This is a genomic window from Nocardia sp. JCM 34519.1 (assembly GCF_020361265.1).
GTDB classification, from domain to species: domain Bacteria; phylum Actinomycetota; class Actinomycetes; order Mycobacteriales; family Mycobacteriaceae; genus Nocardia; species Nocardia arthritidis_A.
This window is the reverse complement of sequence record NZ_JAIRBR010000001.1, coordinates 1,278,556-1,298,487: the sequence shown is the minus strand read 5'-3', so window position 1 is coordinate 1,298,487 and position 19,932 is coordinate 1,278,556. Positions and strand designations below refer to the sequence as shown.

The following is a 19,932-nucleotide window of genomic DNA, read 5'->3' as shown; positions in this document are numbered from 1 at the left end:
GCTCGGATCGGTCAGCGGCGCTGTGCGCGCCGCAGGGTCTGTTCGGCGTGCCGCAGGACCGGGGCATCGATCATGCGGCCCTCGAAGGCGAATACGCCCCGATGGTTGGGCACCTCGTCGAGCACCCGCTGTGCCCAGGCTATTTCGTCGTCGGACGGTGCGAAGGCGGATCGGATCACCGGCAGCTGGCTCGGATGGATGGCCACCTTGACGTCGAAACCCACCGCGACCGCGTCCAGCGACTCCGCCCGCAGGCCGTCCAGATCGTGGATATCCAGATAGACCGAGTCGAGGGCGAATTTGCCGTACGCCTTCGCCGCGAGCAGTGCGGTGGACCGGACGTGGCGGGCGACATCGCGGTAGCCGCCGTCGGCGTGCCTGCTGGCGTGACCGCCGAGCGCGGCGACCAGATCCTCGGCGCCCCACATGACGCCGATCGCGTTGGCGGCCGGCATGATCTGCCCGACGGTGAGCGCACCGAGCGGCGACTCGATCAGCGGGATCACCTCGTAGTCGCGCAACTCGCGGACCTGCTCTGGCGCTTCGCATTTCGGCAGCATGAGCCGCCGGTAACCGGTGCCGTCCAGCGCCGCGAGGTCCAGTAGCTGATCCGTTGTGCCCGCGGCATTGACGCGCACAACGGTATGCGCCGGGTCGAGCCGGACCTCGCGCAGCGCGGTGCGCGCGGCGGCCTTGTCGGCCGGTGCGACACCGTCTTCCAGATCGATGATCACCACATCGGCGGCGGCCGCGGCCTTCTCGTAGCGGTCCGGCCGATCCGCCGGACAGAACAGCCAGGCCGGGCCCATCATGCGGGCTTCCTGCGGACGAGGGTGCTGCGGGTGGCCGTCGCGACGATATCGCCGTGCTGGTTGCGCGCGGTGTGCGCGAAGGTCACGATGCCCTCGCCCGGACGGCTTTTCGACTCCCGCTTCTCGGTGACCACCGTCTCGGCGTACATGGTGTCGCCGTGGAAGAGCGGTTTGGGAAAGGCGATATCCGCGAAACCGAGGTTGGCCACCAGCGTGCCCTGGGTGAGCTGTGCGACCGAGAGACCGACCAGCGTGGACAGCGTGAACATCGAGTTCACCAGCCGCTGATTGAACGGCGGCTGACCGTCGGCGAACGCCGCATCCAGATGCAGCGCTTGAGTATTCATGGTGAGCGTGGTGAAAAGGACATTGTCGGCCTCGGTGATGGTGCGGCCGGGCCGGTGCTCGTATACGGCGTCGGTTTCGAACTCCTCGTACCAGAGTCCGCGCTGCACAACCTTTTTCACAGGCCCAACTCCCGTCCGATCAGCATCAGCTGCACCTCCGTGGTGCCCTCGCCGATTTCCAGGATCTTGCTGTCGCGGTAGTGCCTGGCCACCGCGTACTCGTTCATGAAGCCGTAGCCGCCGAAGATCTGGGTCGCGTCGCGGGCGTTGTCCATCGCCGCCTCGCTGGCGATCAGCTTGGCGATGGACGCCTGCTTCTTGAACGGCTTGCCCGACAACATGAGTGCGGCCGCGTCGTAGTAGGCGGTGCGGGCCGCATGCGTGCGCGCCTCCATCCTACCGATCTTGAAGGCGATGGCCTGATTGCGGCCGATGGCCTGACCGAAGGCCTCGCGTTCCCTGGCGTAGCGCACGCTTTCGTCGACGCAGCCCTGCGCCGCGCCGACCGCGAGCGCGGCGATGGCGATGCGGCCCTCGTCGAGGATGCGCAGGAAGTTGGCGTAGCCGCGGCCGCGTTCGCCGAGCAGGTTCTCCGCGGGCACCCTGACGTCGGTGAAGCTCAGCGGATGGGTGTCCGAGGCGTTCCAGCCGACCTTGTCGTATGCCGGTCCGGCGACGAAACCCGGTGTGTCCGTTGGCACCAGGATTGTCGAAATCTCCTTCTTGCCGCCGGACTGTCCGGTGACCGCGGTGACGGTGACCAATTCGGTGATGTTTGTACCGGAGTTGGTGATGAACTGCTTGCTGCCGTTGATGATCCACTCGTCACCGTCGGCGATCGCGGTGGTCCGGGTGCCGCCCGCATCGCTGCCCGCGCCGGGTTCGGTGAGGCCGAAGGCGGCCAGCGACCGGCCACTGGTGAGCCGCGGCAGCCATTCGAGCTTCTGCTTCTCGTTGCCGAAGCGGTAGATCGGCATGGCGCCCAACGAGACTCCCGCCTCGAGGGTGATGGCGACGCTCTGATCGACCTTGCCCAGTTCCTCCAGCGCCAGGCACAGCGCGAAATAGTCGCCGCCCATGCCGCCGTACTCCTCGGGGAACGGCAGGCCGAACAGGCCCATCTCGGCCATCCCGGCCACCACCTCGTAGGGGAAGGTGTGGTTGGCGTCGTGTTCGGCGGCGACGGGGGCGACGACCTGCTTGGCGAAATCGCGTACGGTCATGGCCAGATCGCGGTACTCGTCCGGCAGGCTGCCGGTGGACAGGAAGTCTGTCATGCGGAAGTTCCTTCTCGCTCAATGGTTTCGGAGGTCTGTGCGCCGTTCGGCTCGGCTGCGGCGACGATGCGGGCCAGCACCTGGTCGAGGCGCACCTGGGCGCCCGGTTCCACCAGCAGTTCGACGGTGCCCGCGACGGGTGCGGTGAGCGAATGCTCCATCTTCATCGCCTCGACCACGACGATCGGCGCGCCCGCGGCCACCGCGGTGCCGGAGGCGACCGGCACCGAGATCACCGAACCCGGCATGGGACTGCGGATTTCGGCATCGCCGACATGTTCGGCGCCGCCGCGCACATCGGCCTCGGCGACCTCGCGCAGCAGCGCCGCGCCGGACCGGCCCGCCACCCAGAGCTGGTCGCCCGCCTCGGCGACCCGGTAGGCGCGGCGCACACCGTCGAGCGTCAGCGTGAGGCCATCGGGGGTGAGAGCCGCTGTGAGCGGCCGTGATTCGCCGTCACCGACCCGGACCCGCGCGGCATCGGGGGCGCCGGTGAGGTAGACGTGCTCGATGCGATCGCCCGCGGCCAGCCGCAGCGCGGTGGGCGCCGGATCGCCGACCCGCCAGCCGGACGGCACCGCCCACGGATCGGCGGGCGCACTCGGCCAGCGCCGCAGCCAGTGATATGCGGCGGCGGCGATGAATTCGGGATCGGCGACAGCGACGGGGGTGAAGTCGCCGACTCTGCGGTCGAGTAGGCCGGTATCGAGCCGGCCCGCCGCGACATCGGCGTCGGCGAGCAGGAAGCGCAGGAACTCGATATTGGTGGTGACCCCGAGCAGAACCGTATCGGCAAGCGCCCGATCGAGTTTCGCCAGTGCGGCGGTGCGGTCGGCGCCGTGCGCGACGATCTTCGACAGCATCGGGTCGTAATCGCTGCCGACCACCGTGCCGACGGCGAGGCCCGAATCCACCCGCACGCCATCGCCTTCCGGCTCGTCGAGCGCGAGCACCGTGCCGCCGGTCGGCAGGAAGCCGCGGCCGGGATCCTCGGCGTAGACCCGCGCCTCGATCGCGTGCCCCACCATTCGGATATCGTGTTGCGCCACCGCGAGTTTCTGCCCGGAGGCCACCCGGACCTGGCATTCCACCAGATCGACACCGGTTACCAACTCGGTGACCGGATGTTCCACCTGCAGGCGGGTATTCATCTCCATGAAGAAGAACTCGTCGGGCCGATCCGCCGAGACAATGAATTCGACGGTGCCCGCACCGACGTAGTCGACGCTGCGGGCGGTATTGCACGCAGCGGCGCCGATCCGGGCCCGCGTCTTGGCGTCGAGCAGCGGCGACGGCGACTCCTCGATCACCTTCTGATGCCTGCGCTGCAAACTGCATTCGCGCTCGCCGAGGTGCAGCACGTTGCCGAATTGGTCGGCGAGCACCTGAACCTCGATATGCCGGGGGCGGGTGACGAACCGCTCCAGGAAGAGGGTGTCGTCACCGAATGCCGCTGCGGCCTCGCGGCGCGCGGAGGCCAGCGCGGCGGGCAACTCGTCCGGCCGGTCGACCCGGCGCATACCCTTGCCGCCGCCGCCCGCGGATGGTTTCACCAGCACCGGATAGCCGACTTCCGCTGCGGCATCGATCAATTCGGCATCGGTGAGGCCGGGTCGCGCGATACCGGGCACCACCGGGACACCGAAGGCCGAAACGGTGTTCTTGGCGGCGATCTTGTCACCCATGATCTCGATCGCCTTGGCCGGCGGACCCAGGAAGACGACTCCGGCGTCCTCCAGCGCCGCCGCGAACGCGGCGTTCTCGGACAGAAATCCGTAACCGGGGTGGACGGCCTGCGCACCGGTGCGCACGGCGGCGTCGACGACTTTATCGATGGCGAGGTAACTTTCGCGCGCGGGCGCGGGTCCGAGCCGGACCGCGATATCTGCCTCGCGCACGTGCCTGGCCTGCGCGTCGGCGTCGCTGTACACCGCGACGGACCGAATTCCCATGGTGCGCAGCGTCTTCATCACGCGCACCGCGATCTCGCCGCGGTTGGCGACCAGCACGGTGTCGAACCGGACGGGATGGGTCTTGTTCATCATCGCGATCACATCCGGAATACGCCGTAGGAAACGGGTTCGAGCGGCGCCTGCGCGCACACCGAAAGGGCAAGTCCGAGTACGGTTCTGGTATCGGCCGGGTCGATGACGCCGTCGTCCCAGAGCCGGGCCGTCGAATAGTAGGGGTTGCCCTGGTTCTCGTACTGTTCGCGGATCGGCGCCTTGAACGCCTCCTCGTCCTCGGCCGACCACGGCTGACCATTGCCGTCGAGCTGATCGCCGCGCACGGTCGCGAGCACCGAGGCGGCCTGCTCGCCGCCCATCACCGAGATCCTGGCATTCGGCCACATCCACAGGAACCGGGGCGAATACGCGCGCCCGCACATGGAGTAATTGCCCGCACCGTACGATCCGCCGATCACCACGGTGAGTTTCGGCACCCGGGCGCAGGCGACCGCGGTGACCATCTTCGCGCCATGTTTGGCGATACCGCCGGCCTCGTAATCGCGCCCGACCATGAACCCGGTGATGTTCTGCAGGAACAGCAGCGGAATCTTGCGCTTGTCGCACAGTTCGATGAAATGCGCGCCCTTCATGGCGGATTCGCTGAACAGCACGCCGTTATTGGCGACGATGCCGACCGGATGGCCGTGGATCCTGGCGAATCCGGTCACCAGCGTCTTACCGTATTCGGCCTTGAACTCGTGAAAACCGTGCTCGCCGTCGACAATTCGATCGATCACCGCATGCACGTCGTACGGGGTGCGCAGATCGACCGGCACCACGTCGTACAGTTCGGCCGGTGGCGTGCTCGGTTCGCTGCTCGGCAGCACCTGCCACGGCGCGGCCGGGCGCGGGCCGAGGGTGGCGACGATGCGGCGCACGATGCGCAGCGCGTCGCGGTCGTCCGCGGCCAGGTGGTCGGTGACTCCGGAAGTGCGCGAGTGCAATTCGCCGCCGCCGAGCTCCTCCGCGCTGACCACCTCACCGGTCGCGGCCTTCACCAGCGGTGGGCCGCCGAGGAAGATGGTGCCCTGATTGCGCACGATGACGGCCTCATCGCTCATCGCGGGGACATACGCGCCGCCCGCGGTGCACGAGCCGAGCACTGCGGCGATTTGCGGAATCCCCTTGGCGCTCATGGTCGCCTGGTTGTAGAAGATGCGGCCGAAATGTTCGCGGTCGGGAAATACCTCGTCCTGGTGCGGCAGGTGCGCGCCGCCCGAATCGACCAGGTACAGGCAGGGCAACTGGTTCTGCAGCGCGATTTCCTGTGCGCGCAGATGCTTTTTCACCGTCATCGGGTAGTAGGTGCCGCCCTTGACCGTCGCGTCGTTGGCGACGATGACGCATTCGCGCCCGGATACCCGCCCGATGCCGGTGATGACGCCCGCGCCCGGGCATTCGTCGCCGTACATGCCGGTGGCGGCGAGCGGTGACAGCTCGAGGAACGGACTGCCCGGATCCAGTAATTCGTCCACCCGCTCGCGCGGCAGCAGTTTGCCGCGCGCCACATGCCGCTCCCTGGACTTGGCCGGTCCGCCGAGCGCCGCGGCGGCCAGCCGCGCGCGCAGGTCGCCGACCAGCGATCGGTGCGCCGCGCGGTTGTCGACCTGTTCGGTAAGTGTCATCCCGCTTGCCTTTCGGGGTGTGGTCGCCGCCTCGTGGGTGCAGATCGGGCGCCCGCCTGCGATCCTGCCCTCAGTTAGTGGCCGATAACTGGAATCCAGGTTAATCTTGGCTAACCAAGATGTCCAGGTCGGGCGAGAGGAGCGGTTGTGACCAGCATAGATCCGGTCGCGCCGACCCGGCGCGAGCAAATGAAGGCGCAGCGGCGGCGGCAACTGCTGGATGCGGGGGCCCGGTTGATCGCGGAGCGCGGCTTCCTCGGTATGCGCCTCGACGATCTCGGCGCCGCTGCCGGGATCAGCGGGCCCGCGGTGTACCGGCACTTCCCGAACAAGGAGGCGCTGCTGGTCGAACTGCTGGTCGGGGTCAGTCGCAGACTGCTCGATGGCGGCAAAGCCGTTGCGGCGGAGAATAGTTCGGCCGCCGACGCGCTCTCCGGGTTGATCGAGTTCCACCTGGACTTCGCCTTCGGCGAGCCGGAACTGATCCGGATCCAGGATCGTGACCTGGAGAACGTTCCGGTGGTCGCCCGCCGCGAAATCCGGCGCACCCAGCGTCAATACGTCGAGGTCTGGGTCGGCGTGCTGCGTGAGCTGCACCCCGGTCTACCGGAGGAGGCGGCGCGGGTCCGGGCGCACGCGGCCTTCGGCCTGCTGAACTCCACGCCGCACAGCGCGCCGCCGACCACCGCCGCCAAGGCCCGTCCGATCCTGCGGGAGATGGCACTGGCCGCGCTGCGCTGAGGTCACCGGGCGCTCCAGCCGCCGTCCATGGTGTACGACGCGCCGGTGACCATGCCCGCGCTCGGCGACGCGAGCCAAACCGAAAGCGCCGCAACCTCTTCCGGCTCTACCAACCGCTTGATCGCGCTCTCGGTGAGCATGATCTTGTCGAGCACCTCTTGTTCCGGAATGCCGTGTGCGCGGGCCTGATCGGCGATCTGCTTGTCCACCAACGGCGTTCGCACGTATCCGGGATTGACGCAGTTGCTCGTGACGCCGTGCGGACCGCCCTCCAGCGCGGTCACCTTCGACAGGCCCTCCAGCCCATGCTTGGCGGTGACGTAGGCGGCCTTGTATGCCGAGGCCCGAAGGCCGTGCACCGACGAGATATTGATGATCCGGCCGAAGCCCCGCGCGTACATATGCGGCAGAGCCGCCCTGATGAGGAGGAACGGCACCTCCACCATCAAGGCGAGCAGCCTGCGGAACTGTTCCGGCGGAAAGTCTTCGATCGGGTCGATGCGCTGGACCCCGGCGTTGTTCACCAGGATGTCGACCTCCAGGCGCAGGTTTTCCAGCGCCTCGACGTCGAGAAGATCCACCGCCCATGCCTTTCCGCCGAGCTCGCGGGCCAGCCGTTTGGCCCCGACGTCGTCGATATCGGCGATGGTGACCTCGGCGCCGCGCGCGGCGAATGCCCGCGCACATGCCGCCCCGATGCCGCTGGCTGCGCCGGTTATCAGTGCGGAACGTCCTGCCAGCTCACGTGTTTCGGTCACCTCGGCACCTTTCGTCGGATTCGGACTCATTTGGCGGCGGCCCGCACGGGTAGGCCGGTGTGACCGGCGGCGTCGGCCTGGTCGATCGAAATAAGCGAGAAACCCTTTGTCTCCCTTGCGAACAGCACCGCGATCACGGTGATCAGCGCGGATCCGGCCAGATACCAGGCGATCGGCACCGAGGACCTGTAGTCCTCCAGCAGCCGCACCGCGATGATCGGCGCGAGCGAACCCGCGACGATCGAGGTCACCTGATAGCCGAGGGACACACCGGAATACCGCATCCGCGTCGGGAACATCTCGGCCATCAACGCGGGCTGGCCCGCGTACATCATGGCGTGGAACACCAGGCCGATGATGATGGCCGCCATGATCAACGCGTAATTGCCGCTGTCCATCATCGGGAAGGCGAAGAAGCCCCAGGTGCCCGCCGTGACGCCGCCGACGAAATACACCGGGCGCCTGCCGAATCGATCGCTGAGCCGGCCGACCAGCGGGATCACCGTGAAGTGCACGGCGTGCGCGATCAGCAGCCACCACAGGATATTCGTGGTGTCGGCGTGCACCTGCGTCTTGAGGTAGGTGATGGAGAAGGTGACGACCAGGTAGTAGACGACATTCTCGCCGAAGCGCAGCCCCATCGCGGTGAAAACGCCACGGGGGTAACGCCGTAACACCTCGACCACGCTCAGGGAGGTCTTCTTCAGCTGTTCGGCCTCGCGCTGGGCCTGGACGAAGATCGGTGCGTCGGTGATCTTGGTGCGGATGTAGTAGCCGATCAGCACCACCACCGCGGACAGCCAGAACGCGACGCGCCAACCCCAGGACAGGAATGCAGCATCGGACTGCGACGAGGTGAGCGTCAGCAGCACGATGGTGGCGAGCAGGTTGCCCATCGGCACACCCGCCTGCGGCCAGCTGGCCCAGAAGCCGCGGCTGCGGTCGGGGGAGTGCTCGGCGACCAGCAGCACCGCGCCGCCCCATTCGCCACCCACCGCGAAGCCCTGTACGAAGCGCAGGACGACCAGCAAAGCCGGTGCGAGATAACCGACTTGGTGATACGTCGGCAGACAGCCCATCAGGAAGGTCGACGCACCGACCAGCACCAGACTGAGCTGCAGCAGCTTCTTGCGGCCGTATTTGTCGCCGTAGTGGCCGAAGACGACGCCGCCGAGCGGGCGGGCCGCGAAACCCACCGCGTAGGTGATGAAGGCGGCCATGATGGCGTCGAGATCGCTGCCGCCGGTCTTGAAGAAGACCTTGTTGAACACCAGCGTCGCGGCCGTGCCGTAGAGGAAGAATTCATACCATTCGACGATCGTGCCCGCCATGGATGCGGCCACCACCCTACGTAAATTGGTGGGCGCAAAGGTATCTCGCACACTCATCGAACCGCTCCTCCATGATCTGGGCCACAGCGCAAGCGCATTGTGACGGCCCACACATAACCGTGATTGGGAAGAGTATTCGTGCAGATTTATGCGTCCGCAATGCCCAGATTCGCACCCGGCATCTGCAAGAATGCAGATGTGAGTGCGCCACGCCGGATACCGAATGCCGACGATCTGCTCGTACTGCTCGCGGTCGGCCGGACCGGACGGTTCGTCTCCGCGGCGACCGAACTCGGCATCAACCACACCACCATCTCGCGGCGCATCACGGCACTGGAACAGGCCTTGGGCGGGCGGGTGCTCACCCGGGTCGGCGGCGCGTGGGAGCTGACCGAACTCGGGCGCGAGGCGCTCACCGCGGCCGAAGCAGTGGAGACGGCGGTGAAATCGCTTGCCGCATCGGGTGATCGGGAGTTGGAAGGGGTGGTCAGGCTTTCCGCGACCGACGGTTTCTGCGCCTATATCGCCGCGCCCGCGGCCGCCGCGGTGCAACGGTCGCATCCGAAAATCGGTGTCGAGATCGTCGCCATCACCCGGCGGATCTCGCAGCAGCGCTCCGGACTCGATCTCGAGGTGATGGTCGGCCAGCCGCAGGTCCATCGTGCCACCGCGACTCGGCTCGCCGACTACTGTCTCGGGTTGTACGGCTCGCGAGACTACCTGCGCGAGTGTGGAATACCGCAGAGTATCGATGAACTGGCCGACCGTCCGCTCATCTATTTCATCGATACGATGCTCCAGGTCGACGATCTGGATATGGCTCGCACCTTCGCCCCCGCGATGCGTGAATCCGTAACGTCCACAAATGTTTTCGTGCACGTGGAGGCAACGCGGGCCGCCGCGGGGCTGGGCCTGCTGCCCTGCTTCATGGCCGATCGGCACGAAGATCTGATTCGTGTGCTGCGTGACGAGGTTTCGATTCGGCTCTCGTATTGGATGGTGGCGCGGCCGGAGACGCTGCGGCGGCCCGAGGTCGCGGCGGTGGTCGATGCGATTCGTGCTCGGGTGCATGAGCAGCGGGGGATGCTGCTCGGATCATCCGCCGAAGACTGAGCCGGTTGCCGGTGGAAAACCGAATGGGCTCAGCACGTTTCGCCGACGTGCTGAGCCCATGGACGGAAGGTGTATCAATCGGCCTCGACAGTGGGGAAGAGGCGTTGGCCGGTGACCGACCACACGGTCGTGAGCTTCCCGTCGACGACGTCGAACATGTCGATGCCGCTCAACTTGCGCCGGTCCGGGAGTTCGGCATACCAGCGGACCGCGAAACTCCCGGCGCCTGTCTCGTCGAGAGCACCCGCGGCGGGGCCGTCGACGACGAATCGGACGCCCGGTTTGGTGGCGTGGTATTCGTGCAGGTATTCCACGAATTGCGCTGGGCCGGTGACCTTGTCGCCTCGGTGCGGTCCATCCTCCGGCGCGGCGGCCGCGAAGAAGATGCGGAAATCGTCGGCGCACAGTCGAGTTGCGAGGTCGAACGATCCGTTCCACAGATCGGTCCACCAGGCGGCCAGCTGGTCGGCGGTGACGGGCGAGATGGTGGTCATGGGCTGCTCCTGATGCTTCGGCCGCTCCGGACGAGCGGTGTGCATTCAGGATTCAGTGCGCGCGCGACAACGGTATGTCCGTGATCGACGCCACATCTATCCACCTGCCGTCGCCGGTCGGAATCTCCGACAGATCGATATTCCGCCGCGGCGCTGGTTCATCCGTTATCGACGCGCTCGCGATCCGGTCCAGGCGGAAGCCGCGCACGCCATCGCGCAGACGGCACCAGGCGTAGAGGTACCAGTGTTCGCCGGACAGCAGCGCCAGCGGCTCGACCGGCCGCACCGTGCGTTCGCCATTGCGGTCGAGATATTCCAGCCGCAGCAGCCGCCTGCCGATGATCGCCTCGAGCACCTGCGGCGGTACCGGCGCCAGATCCTGCGGTATCAACCGCACCCGATCGGTGAGTTCCGCTGCCTGCGCACGGTTTTCGTCCGGCAGCGCCGCGAGCACCTTGTGCACCGCCGAGCGCGCCGCGCCCGCGAACGGGCTCCCGTTCAGCATCGGCAACGCGACCAGCAATGCCGCCGCCTCCGCAGGCGTCAACGCCACCGGCCCCAGCGTCCGCCCCCGCTCGATCGCATATCCGCCCGCAGGCCCCGGCAGCGCCACGATCGGCAACCCGGCCTGCTCCAACGCCGCGATATCCCGCACGATCGTCCGCGTCGTCACCCCCAACCGCGCCGCCAACTGCTTGGCCGTGCGCGGCCGCGGACTATAAGCCCGCAATTCCTCGGCAAGCGCATACAGCCGCTCGGTTTTCGTCACCCCTCGATTGTCGCGCATCCGGCCGACACGTGAATCCGTTCCCGGACGGAACCATTCGTGGATGCGGTTCGGATGTTCGCGCCGCTGGGCGCGGTTGCCGACCGAAAGGCGTCGCTGCGGGCCGCAGCGCTATGCATCCTGTCCTTGTTTTATCCAATTCAGTAGTGCACCTTCGCACTTCGAAAAGGGGGAAGATAGTGAAGATTCAAAACATAACTCTTACAGTCGGCTTGGTCATCGCGTTGGTGGCGGGTGGTGCGGCAGTTGCCCATGCGGGTATGGGCGGGCCGCTCTTCACCGAGGCGAGGACTACGCTATGTGATAACGGGTTTCTATTTTCGCAGGTAACGATCGTACGGCCGGAGATTCACGCTGACGGGTGGGCGAAGTGTGATCATCCCGTCGATGGTGGGAATCCGGAGTTGACACACAACTACTATCTGAGCTTGCAGAAACGGAATCCCTCCGGTGAATGGGAGTTCGTCGGCGGGGCCGTGCGAACAAGTCTCGTGCCATGGTCACGTCAGACCTATACCGCGGTCGCGCCGTGTGTGGCCGGATATTGGCGGATGTATTCCTCGGTGAAAGGTATGATCCAGGGCCGGGAATACGGCCCGATCGAGACCGTCTCCAAAGGGCGCGAAGTCAATGCCGACGAGTGCAAATGAGGATGATGACATGGACTGGCCGAGCGGACGACGTTATGCGGACTACCACGGGCGCGAGACCGTACGTAGTCGAGTGATCGGCTTGTGGCGGACGCTGACTCGTCCGAGGCCCCGGCGGGGGTTGCACCCGGACGATACCGGTGGCGGCCACATGCTGCATCGCGAGATGGGCCGTTGGACAGTGCGGCCCGTGTCCGGGTGGAATTCTCGTCGATGGGTGAGCAAGCCGAAGCTTGCGACTCGAGCCATTCCGGGTAACGACCGTGAAGCGGCGATCGACTGGATGTGCACTCAGCTCGGTGTGTACTGATCGGTAAACGACCAACAGGGAACCTCTACAGTCCTGTAGAGGTTCCCTGTCGTTTGCGGCCGCGTCGACGATTTCCGACCGCATCGGAACGGCCTCAACTGCGGGCGCAGCCTGGGGCGGGCGGACGGCCCGCGAAGCGGTCACCGAGGTAGTTGAAGGCGGTGGGGAGGTCAGCGGCGGCGCCGAGGTGGGTGGGGATGGCGGTGCGGGTGTAGGTGATGGATGCGCCTGCGGCACACCAGGTGTCGACGAGATGGTCGGTGCCGGCGATCGGGAGGATGTTGTCGCCGGTCGAGTGCCAGATGAATGCTGGGGTCTCGGGAGCTGTTCGGCCCAGTTGCATGCTGTCCAGTGCGGCGGCCAGGCGCGGGTTGCCGGCGATGTCCTGTTGGGTGGTGAACTGGTCCATTCGCTGGAAGGCGAGGCTCTGGAAGTCGGTGCCGCAGGCGGATGCGAATTGGGCGAGCACCGCCTTGCCTCGGTCGTTGAGCAGGGCGGGGACATCGAGTTCTGGATGGTTGTGGTCGATCGCGGCCAGCATGAGCAGCGCCAATCCGAAGGAGGGTCCGCCGTCGACGGATCGGATCATTTCGCGGGGTTCGGTGGGGATGCCGCCGGCGGCGAAGCCGGCGAAATGGAGTTCCGGTGCGTAGCTCGGTTGTTGCTCCATCGCCCATGCGGTGGCGAAGGCGCCGGCGGAATAGCCCATGGCCCCGAGCGGGGAGTCCGATGTGAGCCCGTCGGCGCCGAATGCGCGGGCGGCGCGGACCGCGTCGAGCACCTGGTGCGCGGCCTGCGGGCCGTCGAGGAACCGCTCCTGCGGCCCTTGGTAATCGGGTATTACGACGGCCCAGTTGCGTTGCAGCGCAATGGCTGTCACCGGCGCCTCGGCGTTGGCGTTATCGATGCCCGCGCCCAGCCCGGCCCGGATCGAATACGAAGGGGCGCAGCGGCTTCCGATGCTGTCGATGGCGAGCTGATAGGAGACCAGCGGGCGAGCGCCCGGACCGGTCCACGGCGTGACGGGCACCAGAACGGTTGCCACGCCGGTCGTCGGATCGCCGTGCGAATCGAGCGATTTGTACTGCACCTGCCAGGATTTGACCGGCAGCGGCAGGCCGCCGGGCGCTATCTCCCGCGATTTCAGGATCGCGCCGTTCGGGCTCGCGCCGAGGTCGGCGGGTGCCGCGTAGAACGGGTCGGCCGTTGGGTCCGGAACCGCCTGTGCCGCGGTTGTTCCCGCACCGGCCACGCAGCAGGCAAACCCGGCCGCGAGGACCGCCCTGCCGAAAAGCCTTCTGATCACACCATTTCCTGCCTGGTCATGAGCATTGCGCTCGATTTCTCATGAGTTCACCGGGCCGAGTCGTTCCGCTCGACATCGCCGACATCGCGGGTCGGCTGGGCAAGTCCGGTTATCCATAGTCGAAAACCAACGCAGGTGTGCGTGCTCATCGCTGGACATCCAAGACCAAGCGTCCCCGCTATAGGTGCGGATTCGGCGAAATGCCGGTACGGCAAGGGGGTTGTGCGGCGTTTCGTCGATATCGACACGCCGTGGCGCATCGATGATGCGCCGTGATCGGGCGGTGATCGCGAAGTTATGCGCGCGTGAAACGAAGGTACCGACCGTTCTCGATCAATCGGACGATCCGTTGCCGCGGATCGAAACCCCTTGGCAGAAGGACGAATTAACACATGAAAACCATTTCTCGGATTGCCGCGGGTGTGCTGCTGACCGCCGCGGCGCTGCTCTCGGCCGCACCGGCGCAAGCCGACACCGGGTCGAGTGGATCGGGCCCGGCGGTCCCGCAACCGAATCCGAACCCGAACCCGAACCCCGGCCGCGGCGCGTCGAGCGCCTCGGGAAGCTGCTCCGGCTCGGTCGACCGGCCCTTCCGCAGCGGCGGCTACTTCTATGCGCATACCTACCAGTGGGCCAGCCCCGACTTCGACGGCAATGTCGGCACCTGGGAAAACCACGACTTCAGCTTCATGGGCTTCCTGGACGGCGCCGAAAAGTCGCGCATGCTCGGCGCCCGCGACGGCAAGTGGATCATCTACCGCGCCAGCGATTTCGACCTTGCCGTCCCCTACGTTCCGGGTTCCGGCCTCTACCTGCTCGAGAACACCGACCGCTGGGGCGATCGCGACCGGAACTACAGCGATCTCGACGATCGCAACGGCAAGTTCGATTGGAAGAAGCTCTGCGACTACTGATGTCGATCAGGTGCCGCGGATCGATGATCTGCGGCACCGCATTCGGCCGGTGTTCGCATCTCGGGAGAAATCAGATCGCACCCTGTTCGCGGGCGCGGGCCACCGCCGAGGTTCGGGAGCGCACACCGAGTTTGGCGTAGATATGCACGAGATGGGATTTGACGGTGGTTTCGCTGAGGAACAATTCTTTGGCGATTTCGCGGTTGGCGCGACCGTCGGCGACGAGGCGGAGCACCTCGATTTCGCGGGGGCTCAACGTGGTGTCGGCCCGGCGGACCCTTGTCATGAGTTTGGAGGCGACCGCCGGTGAGAGGACGGATTCGCCCGCCGCCGCCGATCGGACCGCGGCGAGCAATTCCGGGGGCGGGGTGTCTTTGAGGATGTAGCCGCAGGCGCCCGCCTCGATGGCGCTGAGGATATCGGCGTCGGTGTCGTAGTTGGTGACCACCAGAACATTCGGTGGTTTCGGCAGGGCGCGCAGCTCGGCGGTGGCCTCGACGCCGGAGCGGCCGGGGCCGAAACTCAGGTCCATCAGCACCAGATCGACCGGGGTGGTGGCGCAAAAGGCAACGGCCGCTTCGGCTGTGGGGACATCGCCGAGTACCTCGATATCGGTGCTGCCGTCGAGGATGGCGCGTAGGCCCGCGCGGACGATGGCGTGATCGTCGGCGAGCAGCAGCCGGATCATCGGTGTGCCTCGCTGGTCGAATTCGGTACGGGCGGATCGGTATTCGCCTGTTGTGCGTCGGATTCGATTGTGTCGTAGTCGATTCTGTCGGACAATGTGCCGTCCAGCGGAAAGGTCACGGTGACGGCGGTGTGCCCGGGCTCGGATTCCACCGTCATGGTGCCGCCCTGCTGTTCGACGCGGCTGCGCATGGCGGCCAGGCCGAATGTTCCGGATGGGCCGCGATCCAAAACCGCAGGGTCGATGCCGATTCCGTCGTCGACCACATCGAGGTGGATATCGTCGTCGTAGGTCAGGGTGAGACGCATCCGGCTGGCGCGGGCGTGCCTGATGACATTCGATACCGCACCCTGCGCGATCCGGACCAGGGCGGCCTCGATCGCCATCGGCAGCCGCTCCGGCGTGCCCTCGACCACCAGCTGCGTGCTCAGCCCTGGCCCCTCGGCGCGGCGGCAGATCCGTTCCAGGGCCTGCGCCAACGACTTTCCCTCCAATGCCGCGGGCGCCAATTCCGCTATGAGCATTCGGGTCTCGGCCAGATTCTCGGCGGCGGTCTCCCGGGCCAACCGGATCTGTTGCAGCGCAGGGTGATCCGGTGCGGACTGTTCCGCCGCATGCAGCAGCAGTTGAATGCTGCTCAGGCCCTGCGCGACGGTATCGTGTATCTCCTTGGCCAGCCGCTCCCGCTCGGCCAGCTTGCCCGCCGTGCGTTCCTGTTCCGCGAGAGTCGCTCTGGTGCTGAGTAATTCGTCGATCAACCGCTGGCGTTCCGCCGACTCGCGGAACAGCGCCTGATAGCCGAGCCCGATACCGACGGCGACGGCCGCGCCGATGATCGGCCCGACCGCACCGGCGACCGACCACCCGCGATGCATTCCGAATCCGGCCACCGCCACCGCGGTCGCCGCCGCCACCGCGAACAGGCTCCACGGCCGCGCCATCAGATGCAGATAGAGGAAGAACAGGCCGAACGCGAGGTATCCGGCGTCGGGCGCCGCGACGACCAACCCGAGCCACAGCACGGTGAGCATCAGCAACCAGAGCGGAATTCTGTTGCTGAACCAGCGGCCCGCGAAGTAGACGGCGAGGAATGCCGCCGTGAGCGCGACGGTCGCCACCGGATGCGCGGCGCCGGGCAGCATCCCGCGCACCGCCACCACCACGGCCAGCGTCGTCACCAGCACATGCAGCCCGATGTGGAGTGCGGTGAAGACAGGGGTGAGCGGCGACGAGTGCACCCTGCCAGCTTATGTGCGGCTACCGGCCGGGCATCCATCGAAAGGTGTAAAACGCCGCCCAACCTTCTATGGCCCGCGGTTCCTTCCGGAGCGCGATGGCGCGGACCGGATCCGACGCAACAGTGAAGGCATGTTCGTCGCATTACGAGATCTGCGGGCCGCGCGCGGCAGATTCCTGCTCATCGGCCTGGTCGTCACGCTGGTGGCGCTGTTGGTGAGTTTTCTGAGCGGGCTCACCGCCGGGCTCGCCCACCAGAATATTTCCGCGATCGATTCGCTGCGCGCCGATGCCGTCGTCTTCGCCGATACGGGGGCGAAACCGTCGTTCGACGCTTCGGCGCTGACGACACAGCAGGTCGATATCTGGCGTCGGGCGGCAGGTCCGAACGGAACCGTCGATCCGATCGGCATCGGTCATGGGCAGGCCGCTCTCGCGGGGCGGGCTCCGGCGCAGGTCGCGCTGTTCGGCGCGGCGGGTACGGCCTTCGGCAACCGCATCGCAACCCGACCGGGGACGGTTGTGCTGAGCTCCGGCGCGGCCAAGGCCCTGCCCGCGAAGGCGGGTGATTCGATCACCATCGACGGACGTGACTTCCGGATCGATGCGGTCGGCGGCGACGACTGGTACAGCCATACGCCCGTCGTCTGGATGACGCCCGCCGACTGGCAGGCGGTGAGCCCGCGCGGCGGGGCGGCGACGGTGCTCGCGGTATCGGGCGTGCCGGATATGGCCGCGGTCGATGTCGCCGCGCACACCACATCCACCAGCATCTCCGGTTCGCTGTCGGCGTTGAGTGCGTATCAGGCCGAAAATGGTTCGCTCACTGTGATGACGGTGTTGCTGTTCGCGATTTCGGCGTTGGTGATCGGCGCCTTCTTCACCGTGTGGACGGTGCAGCGGCAACCCGATATCGCGACGCTGAAAGCGCTGGGCGCGACCACCGGTTCGTTGGTGCGCGACGCGCTGGCGCAGGCCGCGATCGTACTTGCCGCCGGGGTCGGGATCGGGCTCGGAATCACCGTTGCCGCAGCAGGTTTCATGGGTGACGCGCTGCCTTTCGTGCTGAGCCCGGCGACGACGGTGCTGCCCGCCGCCGCCCTGATCGTGCTCGGCCTGCTCGGCGCCGCCTTCGCGCTGCGCTTCCTGTTCACCACCGACCCGCTCATCGCCCTCGGCGCTGCGCGTTGATTTCGAGGAAACCATGACCGACACAAGACTTTTCGTCGACGACGTCACGCTCACCTACCCGGATGGCGTCGGTCGTCTCACCGCACTCGATCGGGTGGGCCTGACGGTGCGCGGCGGCGAGATCGCGGCCATCACCGGGCCATCCGGGTCCGGGAAGTCGAGCCTGCTCGCCGCGGTATCCACCTTGATCCGGCCGGATTCGGGTCGCATTGTGATCGAAACACCCGACGGCTCAGTCGATCTCGCACGAGCCGGCCGCCGGGAGGCTGCCGCCCTGCGCCGCGAAACCATCGGCATCGTCTTTCAACAGCCCAACCTGATCCCGGCGCTGACCGCCGTCGAACAGCTGGAGGCGATGGTCCATCTGGGCCAGCGGCTCTTCACGTCTCGTGCGGTGCGTCGCGAAACCCGTTACCGGGCAATGGAACTACTCGATGCCGTCGGCCTCGCCGAACAGCACCACAAGCGCCCCGCCCAACTCTCCGGCGGCCAACGCCAGCGCGTCAACATCGCCCGCGCCCTCATGAACAATCCGGCCCTGCTCGTCATCGACGAGCCGACCAGCGCCCTCGACACCGAACGCGGTTCCGCCATCATCGATCTCATTCTCGACGTGGTCCGCGACCGCGGCGCCGCAACCCTCCTGGTCACCCACGACCGCACCCACCTACACCGAATGGACGCGGTCTACACGATGATCGACGGCCACCTCACCCCCGCCTCCGTCCGCACAGCCGAAGTCGCCTGAGCTGGCACTAGGCCGCGATGCTTACCTGGACATGTCCGCAGAAGGCCCGCGCGATCTTCTCGAGCGTGGACGTGATGCGTGCATGTCGACTGGTGGTGGGTAAACCGACGTGTCGGTCGGAAAGCTGAGCGTTCATTACTACGCTGAGCCCATGACCTCACTATCCGATCCGCAGGTTCGCGAGTTCTTGAACTTCGGTACTCGCACGGGCAAGGTCGCGTTCACGGCGAAGGATGGGCGGCCGGTGGTTACGCCGGTGTGGTTCGTCGTGGAGGGGGAGGAGATCGTGTTCAACACGGGGAAGGCGACGGCGAAGGGGCGGGCGTTCGCGCGGGACGGCCGGATCGCGCTGGTTGTCGATCTCGAGGCGGAGCCGTATCCCTCGGTGCAGGTTCAGGGGACGGTGACGCTGTCGGAGGATCCGGATGAGCTGCTGCGGACCGCGACCGCGATCGGCGGCCGGTATATGGGGGCGGACCGGGCGGAGGAGTTCGGGAAACGCAACGGTGTGCCGGGGGAACTGGTGGTGCGGTTGCGGCCGACGAAGGTGATCGCGAACTTCAACGCGACGGCGTAGTCCGCGCAACCACATACACTCACCGGCATGACCGTGCATTTCATCGGGGCCGGGCCGGGTGCGGCGGACCTGCTCACCGTGCGCGCGGTGAACCTGCTGCGCGATTCGCCGGTCTGTCTCTATGCCGGAACGTATCTCGATCCGGAGGTGCTCGCGCACTGCGCGCCCGACGCCGAGCTGATCGATACCCAGCACCTCGACCTGGACCAGATCACCGCACACCTGGTGGCGGCCGATGCGGCGGGTAAGGATGTCGCGCGCCTGTGTTCCGGTGACCCATCGATCTATTCGGCGCTGACCGAGCAGACCCAACGCCTGGACCGGCACGGCATTTCGTGGGATGTCACCCCGGGTGTCCCGGCCTATGCCGCGGCGGCCGCACTGCTCGGCGCCGAACTCACCGTGCCCGAGGTGGTGCAGTCGGTGGTGCTGACTCGAACCCATGCGCGGTCGACGGCGATGCCGCAGACCGAGGCGCTGCGGAATTTCGCGCACACCCGCGCGACCCTGGTGCTGCATCTGGCGGTCACCCGGATTCGCGCGCTCGCCGCGGAGCTGGCGCCGGAGTATGGACCGGACTGCCCGGCGGCGGTCGTCTACCGAGCCAGCCAGCCGGAGCAGTTGATCCTGCGCGGCACCCTCGCGGATATCGCCGAGCGGACCGAGGCCGCCGGATTGAAACAGGCCGCGGTGATCCTGGTCGGCCGGGCGCTCGCTGAGTCGTTGTCCTGCACCCGATCTCACCTCTACGATCCGGCGCGCGTTCGCCGTCATTGAGCCGCCCGGCGCGATGTGGCGGCGGTCACATCCGTGATCGTCGACTCCCGGAAGGGATTCCGCCTGGTCTGATACGCCCTTGCTATGGAGGGTGGTTGGTGGGTGTCGGTGGGCAACGGTAGATTAGGTCGGTGGTCAGCTGCGAGATTCCCGGTGATGCCGGTCGGTGGGCGATGGGTGTGTACAGGCCCATGTAACGAGACCGGTCTGGCTGACAGATAGTGCCAATGGACATTTTTGC

General features: G+C 66.7%; 20 protein-coding genes. 8 read left to right on the top strand and 12 right to left on the bottom strand.

The window, feature by feature from the left end; genetic code table 11:
* Positions 1 to 11: 11 nt before the first annotated feature.
* The 5 genes from LGY53_RS06060 to LGY53_RS06040 are packed head-to-tail and all read right to left on the bottom strand — an operon-like array spanning position 12 to position 6,070.
* On the bottom strand, positions 12 to 812 hold the full coding sequence (locus LGY53_RS06060; protein ID WP_225725603.1) for a CoA ester lyase: 801 nt from the start codon (positions 810 to 812) through the stop codon (positions 12 to 14).
* A complete protein-coding gene (locus tag LGY53_RS06055) occupies positions 809 to 1,279 on the bottom strand; it encodes a MaoC family dehydratase (RefSeq protein WP_225725602.1) in 471 nt (156 codons plus the stop codon). The genes LGY53_RS06060 and LGY53_RS06055 overlap by 4 nt, the downstream gene beginning before the upstream one ends.
* Complete coding sequence (locus LGY53_RS06050; protein ID WP_225725601.1) at positions 1,276 to 2,436, bottom strand: acyl-CoA dehydrogenase family protein; 1,161 nt, start codon at positions 2,434 to 2,436, stop codon at positions 1,276 to 1,278. Before LGY53_RS06050 ends, LGY53_RS06055 begins: the two co-directional genes overlap by 4 nt.
* On the bottom strand, positions 2,433 to 4,481 hold the full coding sequence (locus LGY53_RS06045) for an acetyl/propionyl/methylcrotonyl-CoA carboxylase subunit alpha (RefSeq protein ID WP_225725600.1): 2,049 nt from the start codon (positions 4,479 to 4,481) through the stop codon (positions 2,433 to 2,435). Before LGY53_RS06045 ends, LGY53_RS06050 begins: the two co-directional genes overlap by 4 nt.
* Positions 4,482 to 4,486: 5 nt before the next feature.
* Positions 4,487 to 6,070 carry a carboxyl transferase domain-containing protein gene (locus LGY53_RS06040; RefSeq protein ID WP_225725599.1) on the bottom strand — a complete coding sequence of 528 codons (1,584 nt, stop codon included), beginning with the start codon at positions 6,068 to 6,070 and terminating at the stop codon, positions 4,487 to 4,489.
* 147 nt (positions 6,071 to 6,217) lie between these two features.
* On the opposite strand from LGY53_RS06040, the gene LGY53_RS06035 reads away from it, so the two are divergent.
* Positions 6,218 to 6,811 (top strand): TetR/AcrR family transcriptional regulator, encoded by a 594-nt coding sequence (locus tag LGY53_RS06035; protein ID WP_374111123.1) that lies wholly within the window; start codon positions 6,218 to 6,220, stop codon positions 6,809 to 6,811.
* A gap of 2 nt (positions 6,812 to 6,813) precedes the next feature.
* Here LGY53_RS06035 and LGY53_RS06030 read toward each other — a convergent pair whose 3' ends face one another.
* Together LGY53_RS06030 and LGY53_RS06025 are read right to left on the bottom strand one after the other, a co-directional pair.
* A complete protein-coding gene (locus LGY53_RS06030) occupies positions 6,814 to 7,569 on the bottom strand; it encodes a 3-hydroxybutyrate dehydrogenase (protein ID WP_225725598.1) in 756 nt (251 codons plus the stop codon).
* Between the two features lie 26 nt (positions 7,570 to 7,595).
* Complete coding sequence (locus LGY53_RS06025; protein ID WP_225725597.1) at positions 7,596 to 8,957, bottom strand: MFS transporter; 1,362 nt, start codon at positions 8,955 to 8,957, stop codon at positions 7,596 to 7,598.
* Between the two features lie 102 nt (positions 8,958 to 9,059).
* On the opposite strand from LGY53_RS06025, the gene LGY53_RS06020 reads away from it, so the two are divergent.
* Positions 9,060 to 10,013: a LysR family transcriptional regulator gene (locus LGY53_RS06020; RefSeq protein ID WP_225725596.1), complete on the top strand. Its 954-nt coding sequence runs from the start codon at positions 9,060 to 9,062 to the stop codon at positions 10,011 to 10,013.
* Positions 10,014 to 10,087: 74 nt separating this feature from the next.
* On the opposite strand, the gene LGY53_RS06015 is transcribed toward LGY53_RS06020, so the two are convergent.
* Together LGY53_RS06015 and LGY53_RS06010 are read right to left on the bottom strand one after the other, a co-directional pair.
* Positions 10,088 to 10,507: a nuclear transport factor 2 family protein gene (locus tag LGY53_RS06015; protein WP_225725595.1), complete on the bottom strand. Its 420-nt coding sequence runs from the start codon at positions 10,505 to 10,507 to the stop codon at positions 10,088 to 10,090.
* A gap of 52 nt (positions 10,508 to 10,559) precedes the next feature.
* On the bottom strand, positions 10,560 to 11,276 hold the full coding sequence (locus LGY53_RS06010) for a YafY family protein (RefSeq protein ID WP_225725594.1): 717 nt from the start codon (positions 11,274 to 11,276) through the stop codon (positions 10,560 to 10,562).
* A gap of 197 nt (positions 11,277 to 11,473) precedes the next feature.
* Here LGY53_RS06010 and LGY53_RS06005 point away from each other — a divergent pair, with 197 nt between their 5' ends.
* Complete coding sequence (locus LGY53_RS06005; protein ID WP_225725593.1) at positions 11,474 to 11,944, top strand: hypothetical protein; 471 nt, start codon at positions 11,474 to 11,476, stop codon at positions 11,942 to 11,944.
* 404 nt (positions 11,945 to 12,348) lie between these two features.
* Here LGY53_RS06005 and LGY53_RS06000 read toward each other — a convergent pair whose 3' ends face one another.
* Positions 12,349 to 13,560: a lipase family protein gene (locus LGY53_RS06000; RefSeq protein WP_225725592.1), complete on the bottom strand. Its 1,212-nt coding sequence runs from the start codon at positions 13,558 to 13,560 to the stop codon at positions 12,349 to 12,351.
* Between the two features lie 392 nt (positions 13,561 to 13,952).
* Between LGY53_RS06000 and LGY53_RS05995 the strand changes: the two genes are divergently transcribed.
* Entirely contained in the window at positions 13,953 to 14,474 is a 522-nt protein-coding gene (locus LGY53_RS05995; protein WP_225725591.1) for a hypothetical protein, read from the top strand.
* Positions 14,475 to 14,544: 70 nt separating this feature from the next.
* Here the strand turns inward: LGY53_RS05995 and LGY53_RS05990 are convergent, their stop codons facing one another.
* Entirely contained in the window at positions 14,545 to 15,162 is a 618-nt protein-coding gene (locus LGY53_RS05990) for a response regulator transcription factor (protein ID WP_167478076.1), read from the bottom strand.
* On the bottom strand, positions 15,159 to 16,400 hold the full coding sequence (locus LGY53_RS05985) for a sensor histidine kinase (RefSeq protein ID WP_225725590.1): 1,242 nt from the start codon (positions 16,398 to 16,400) through the stop codon (positions 15,159 to 15,161). Before LGY53_RS05985 ends, LGY53_RS05990 begins: the two co-directional genes overlap by 4 nt.
* A gap of 130 nt (positions 16,401 to 16,530) precedes the next feature.
* Here LGY53_RS05985 and LGY53_RS05980 point away from each other — a divergent pair, with 130 nt between their 5' ends.
* The 4 genes from LGY53_RS05980 to cobM all read left to right on the top strand — a co-directional run bounded on the left by LGY53_RS05980 (position 16,531) and on the right by cobM (position 19,691).
* Positions 16,531 to 17,589: an ABC transporter permease gene (locus tag LGY53_RS05980; RefSeq protein WP_225725589.1), complete on the top strand. Its 1,059-nt coding sequence runs from the start codon at positions 16,531 to 16,533 to the stop codon at positions 17,587 to 17,589.
* Positions 17,590 to 17,602: 13 nt separating this feature from the next.
* Positions 17,603 to 18,337 (top strand): ABC transporter ATP-binding protein, encoded by a 735-nt coding sequence (locus LGY53_RS05975; protein WP_225725588.1) that lies wholly within the window; start codon positions 17,603 to 17,605, stop codon positions 18,335 to 18,337.
* 151 nt (positions 18,338 to 18,488) lie between these two features.
* Positions 18,489 to 18,914, top strand: coding sequence for a PPOX class F420-dependent oxidoreductase (locus LGY53_RS05970; RefSeq protein ID WP_225725587.1), 426 nt, complete (start codon positions 18,489 to 18,491; stop codon positions 18,912 to 18,914).
* Between the two features lie 27 nt (positions 18,915 to 18,941).
* Complete coding sequence (gene cobM / locus LGY53_RS05965; protein ID WP_225725586.1) at positions 18,942 to 19,691, top strand: precorrin-4 C(11)-methyltransferase; 750 nt, start codon at positions 18,942 to 18,944, stop codon at positions 19,689 to 19,691.
* Positions 19,692 to 19,932 lie beyond the last annotated feature (241 nt).

Bases quoted from the DNA above. Each gene is read 5' to 3' on its own strand.
- LGY53_RS06020 (WP_225725596.1), top strand. From the start codon at position 9,060: ATGCCCAGATTCGCACCCGGCATCTGCAAGAATGCAGATGTGAGTGCG.
- LGY53_RS06025 (WP_225725597.1), bottom strand. From the start codon at position 8,957: ATGAGTGTGCGAGATACCTTTGCGCCCACCAATTTACGTAGGGTGGTG.
- cobM (WP_225725586.1), top strand. From the start codon at position 18,942: ATGACCGTGCATTTCATCGGGGCCGGGCCGGGTGCGGCGGACCTGCTC.
- LGY53_RS06045 (WP_225725600.1), bottom strand. From the start codon at position 4,481: ATGATGAACAAGACCCATCCCGTCCGGTTCGACACCGTGCTGGTCGCC.
- LGY53_RS06050 (WP_225725601.1), bottom strand. From the start codon at position 2,436: ATGACAGACTTCCTGTCCACCGGCAGCCTGCCGGACGAGTACCGCGAT.
- LGY53_RS05975 (WP_225725588.1), top strand. From the start codon at position 17,603: ATGACCGACACAAGACTTTTCGTCGACGACGTCACGCTCACCTACCCG.
- LGY53_RS05980 (WP_225725589.1), top strand. From the start codon at position 16,531: ATGTTCGTCGCATTACGAGATCTGCGGGCCGCGCGCGGCAGATTCCTG.
- LGY53_RS05990 (WP_167478076.1), bottom strand. From the start codon at position 15,162: ATGATCCGGCTGCTGCTCGCCGACGATCACGCCATCGTCCGCGCGGGC.
- LGY53_RS06060 (WP_225725603.1), bottom strand. From the start codon at position 812: ATGATGGGCCCGGCCTGGCTGTTCTGTCCGGCGGATCGGCCGGACCGC.
- LGY53_RS05995 (WP_225725591.1), top strand. From the start codon at position 13,953: ATGAAAACCATTTCTCGGATTGCCGCGGGTGTGCTGCTGACCGCCGCG.
- LGY53_RS06015 (WP_225725595.1), bottom strand. From the start codon at position 10,507: ATGACCACCATCTCGCCCGTCACCGCCGACCAGCTGGCCGCCTGGTGG.
- LGY53_RS06040 (WP_225725599.1), bottom strand. From the start codon at position 6,070: ATGACACTTACCGAACAGGTCGACAACCGCGCGGCGCACCGATCGCTG.
- LGY53_RS05970 (WP_225725587.1), top strand. From the start codon at position 18,489: ATGACCTCACTATCCGATCCGCAGGTTCGCGAGTTCTTGAACTTCGGT.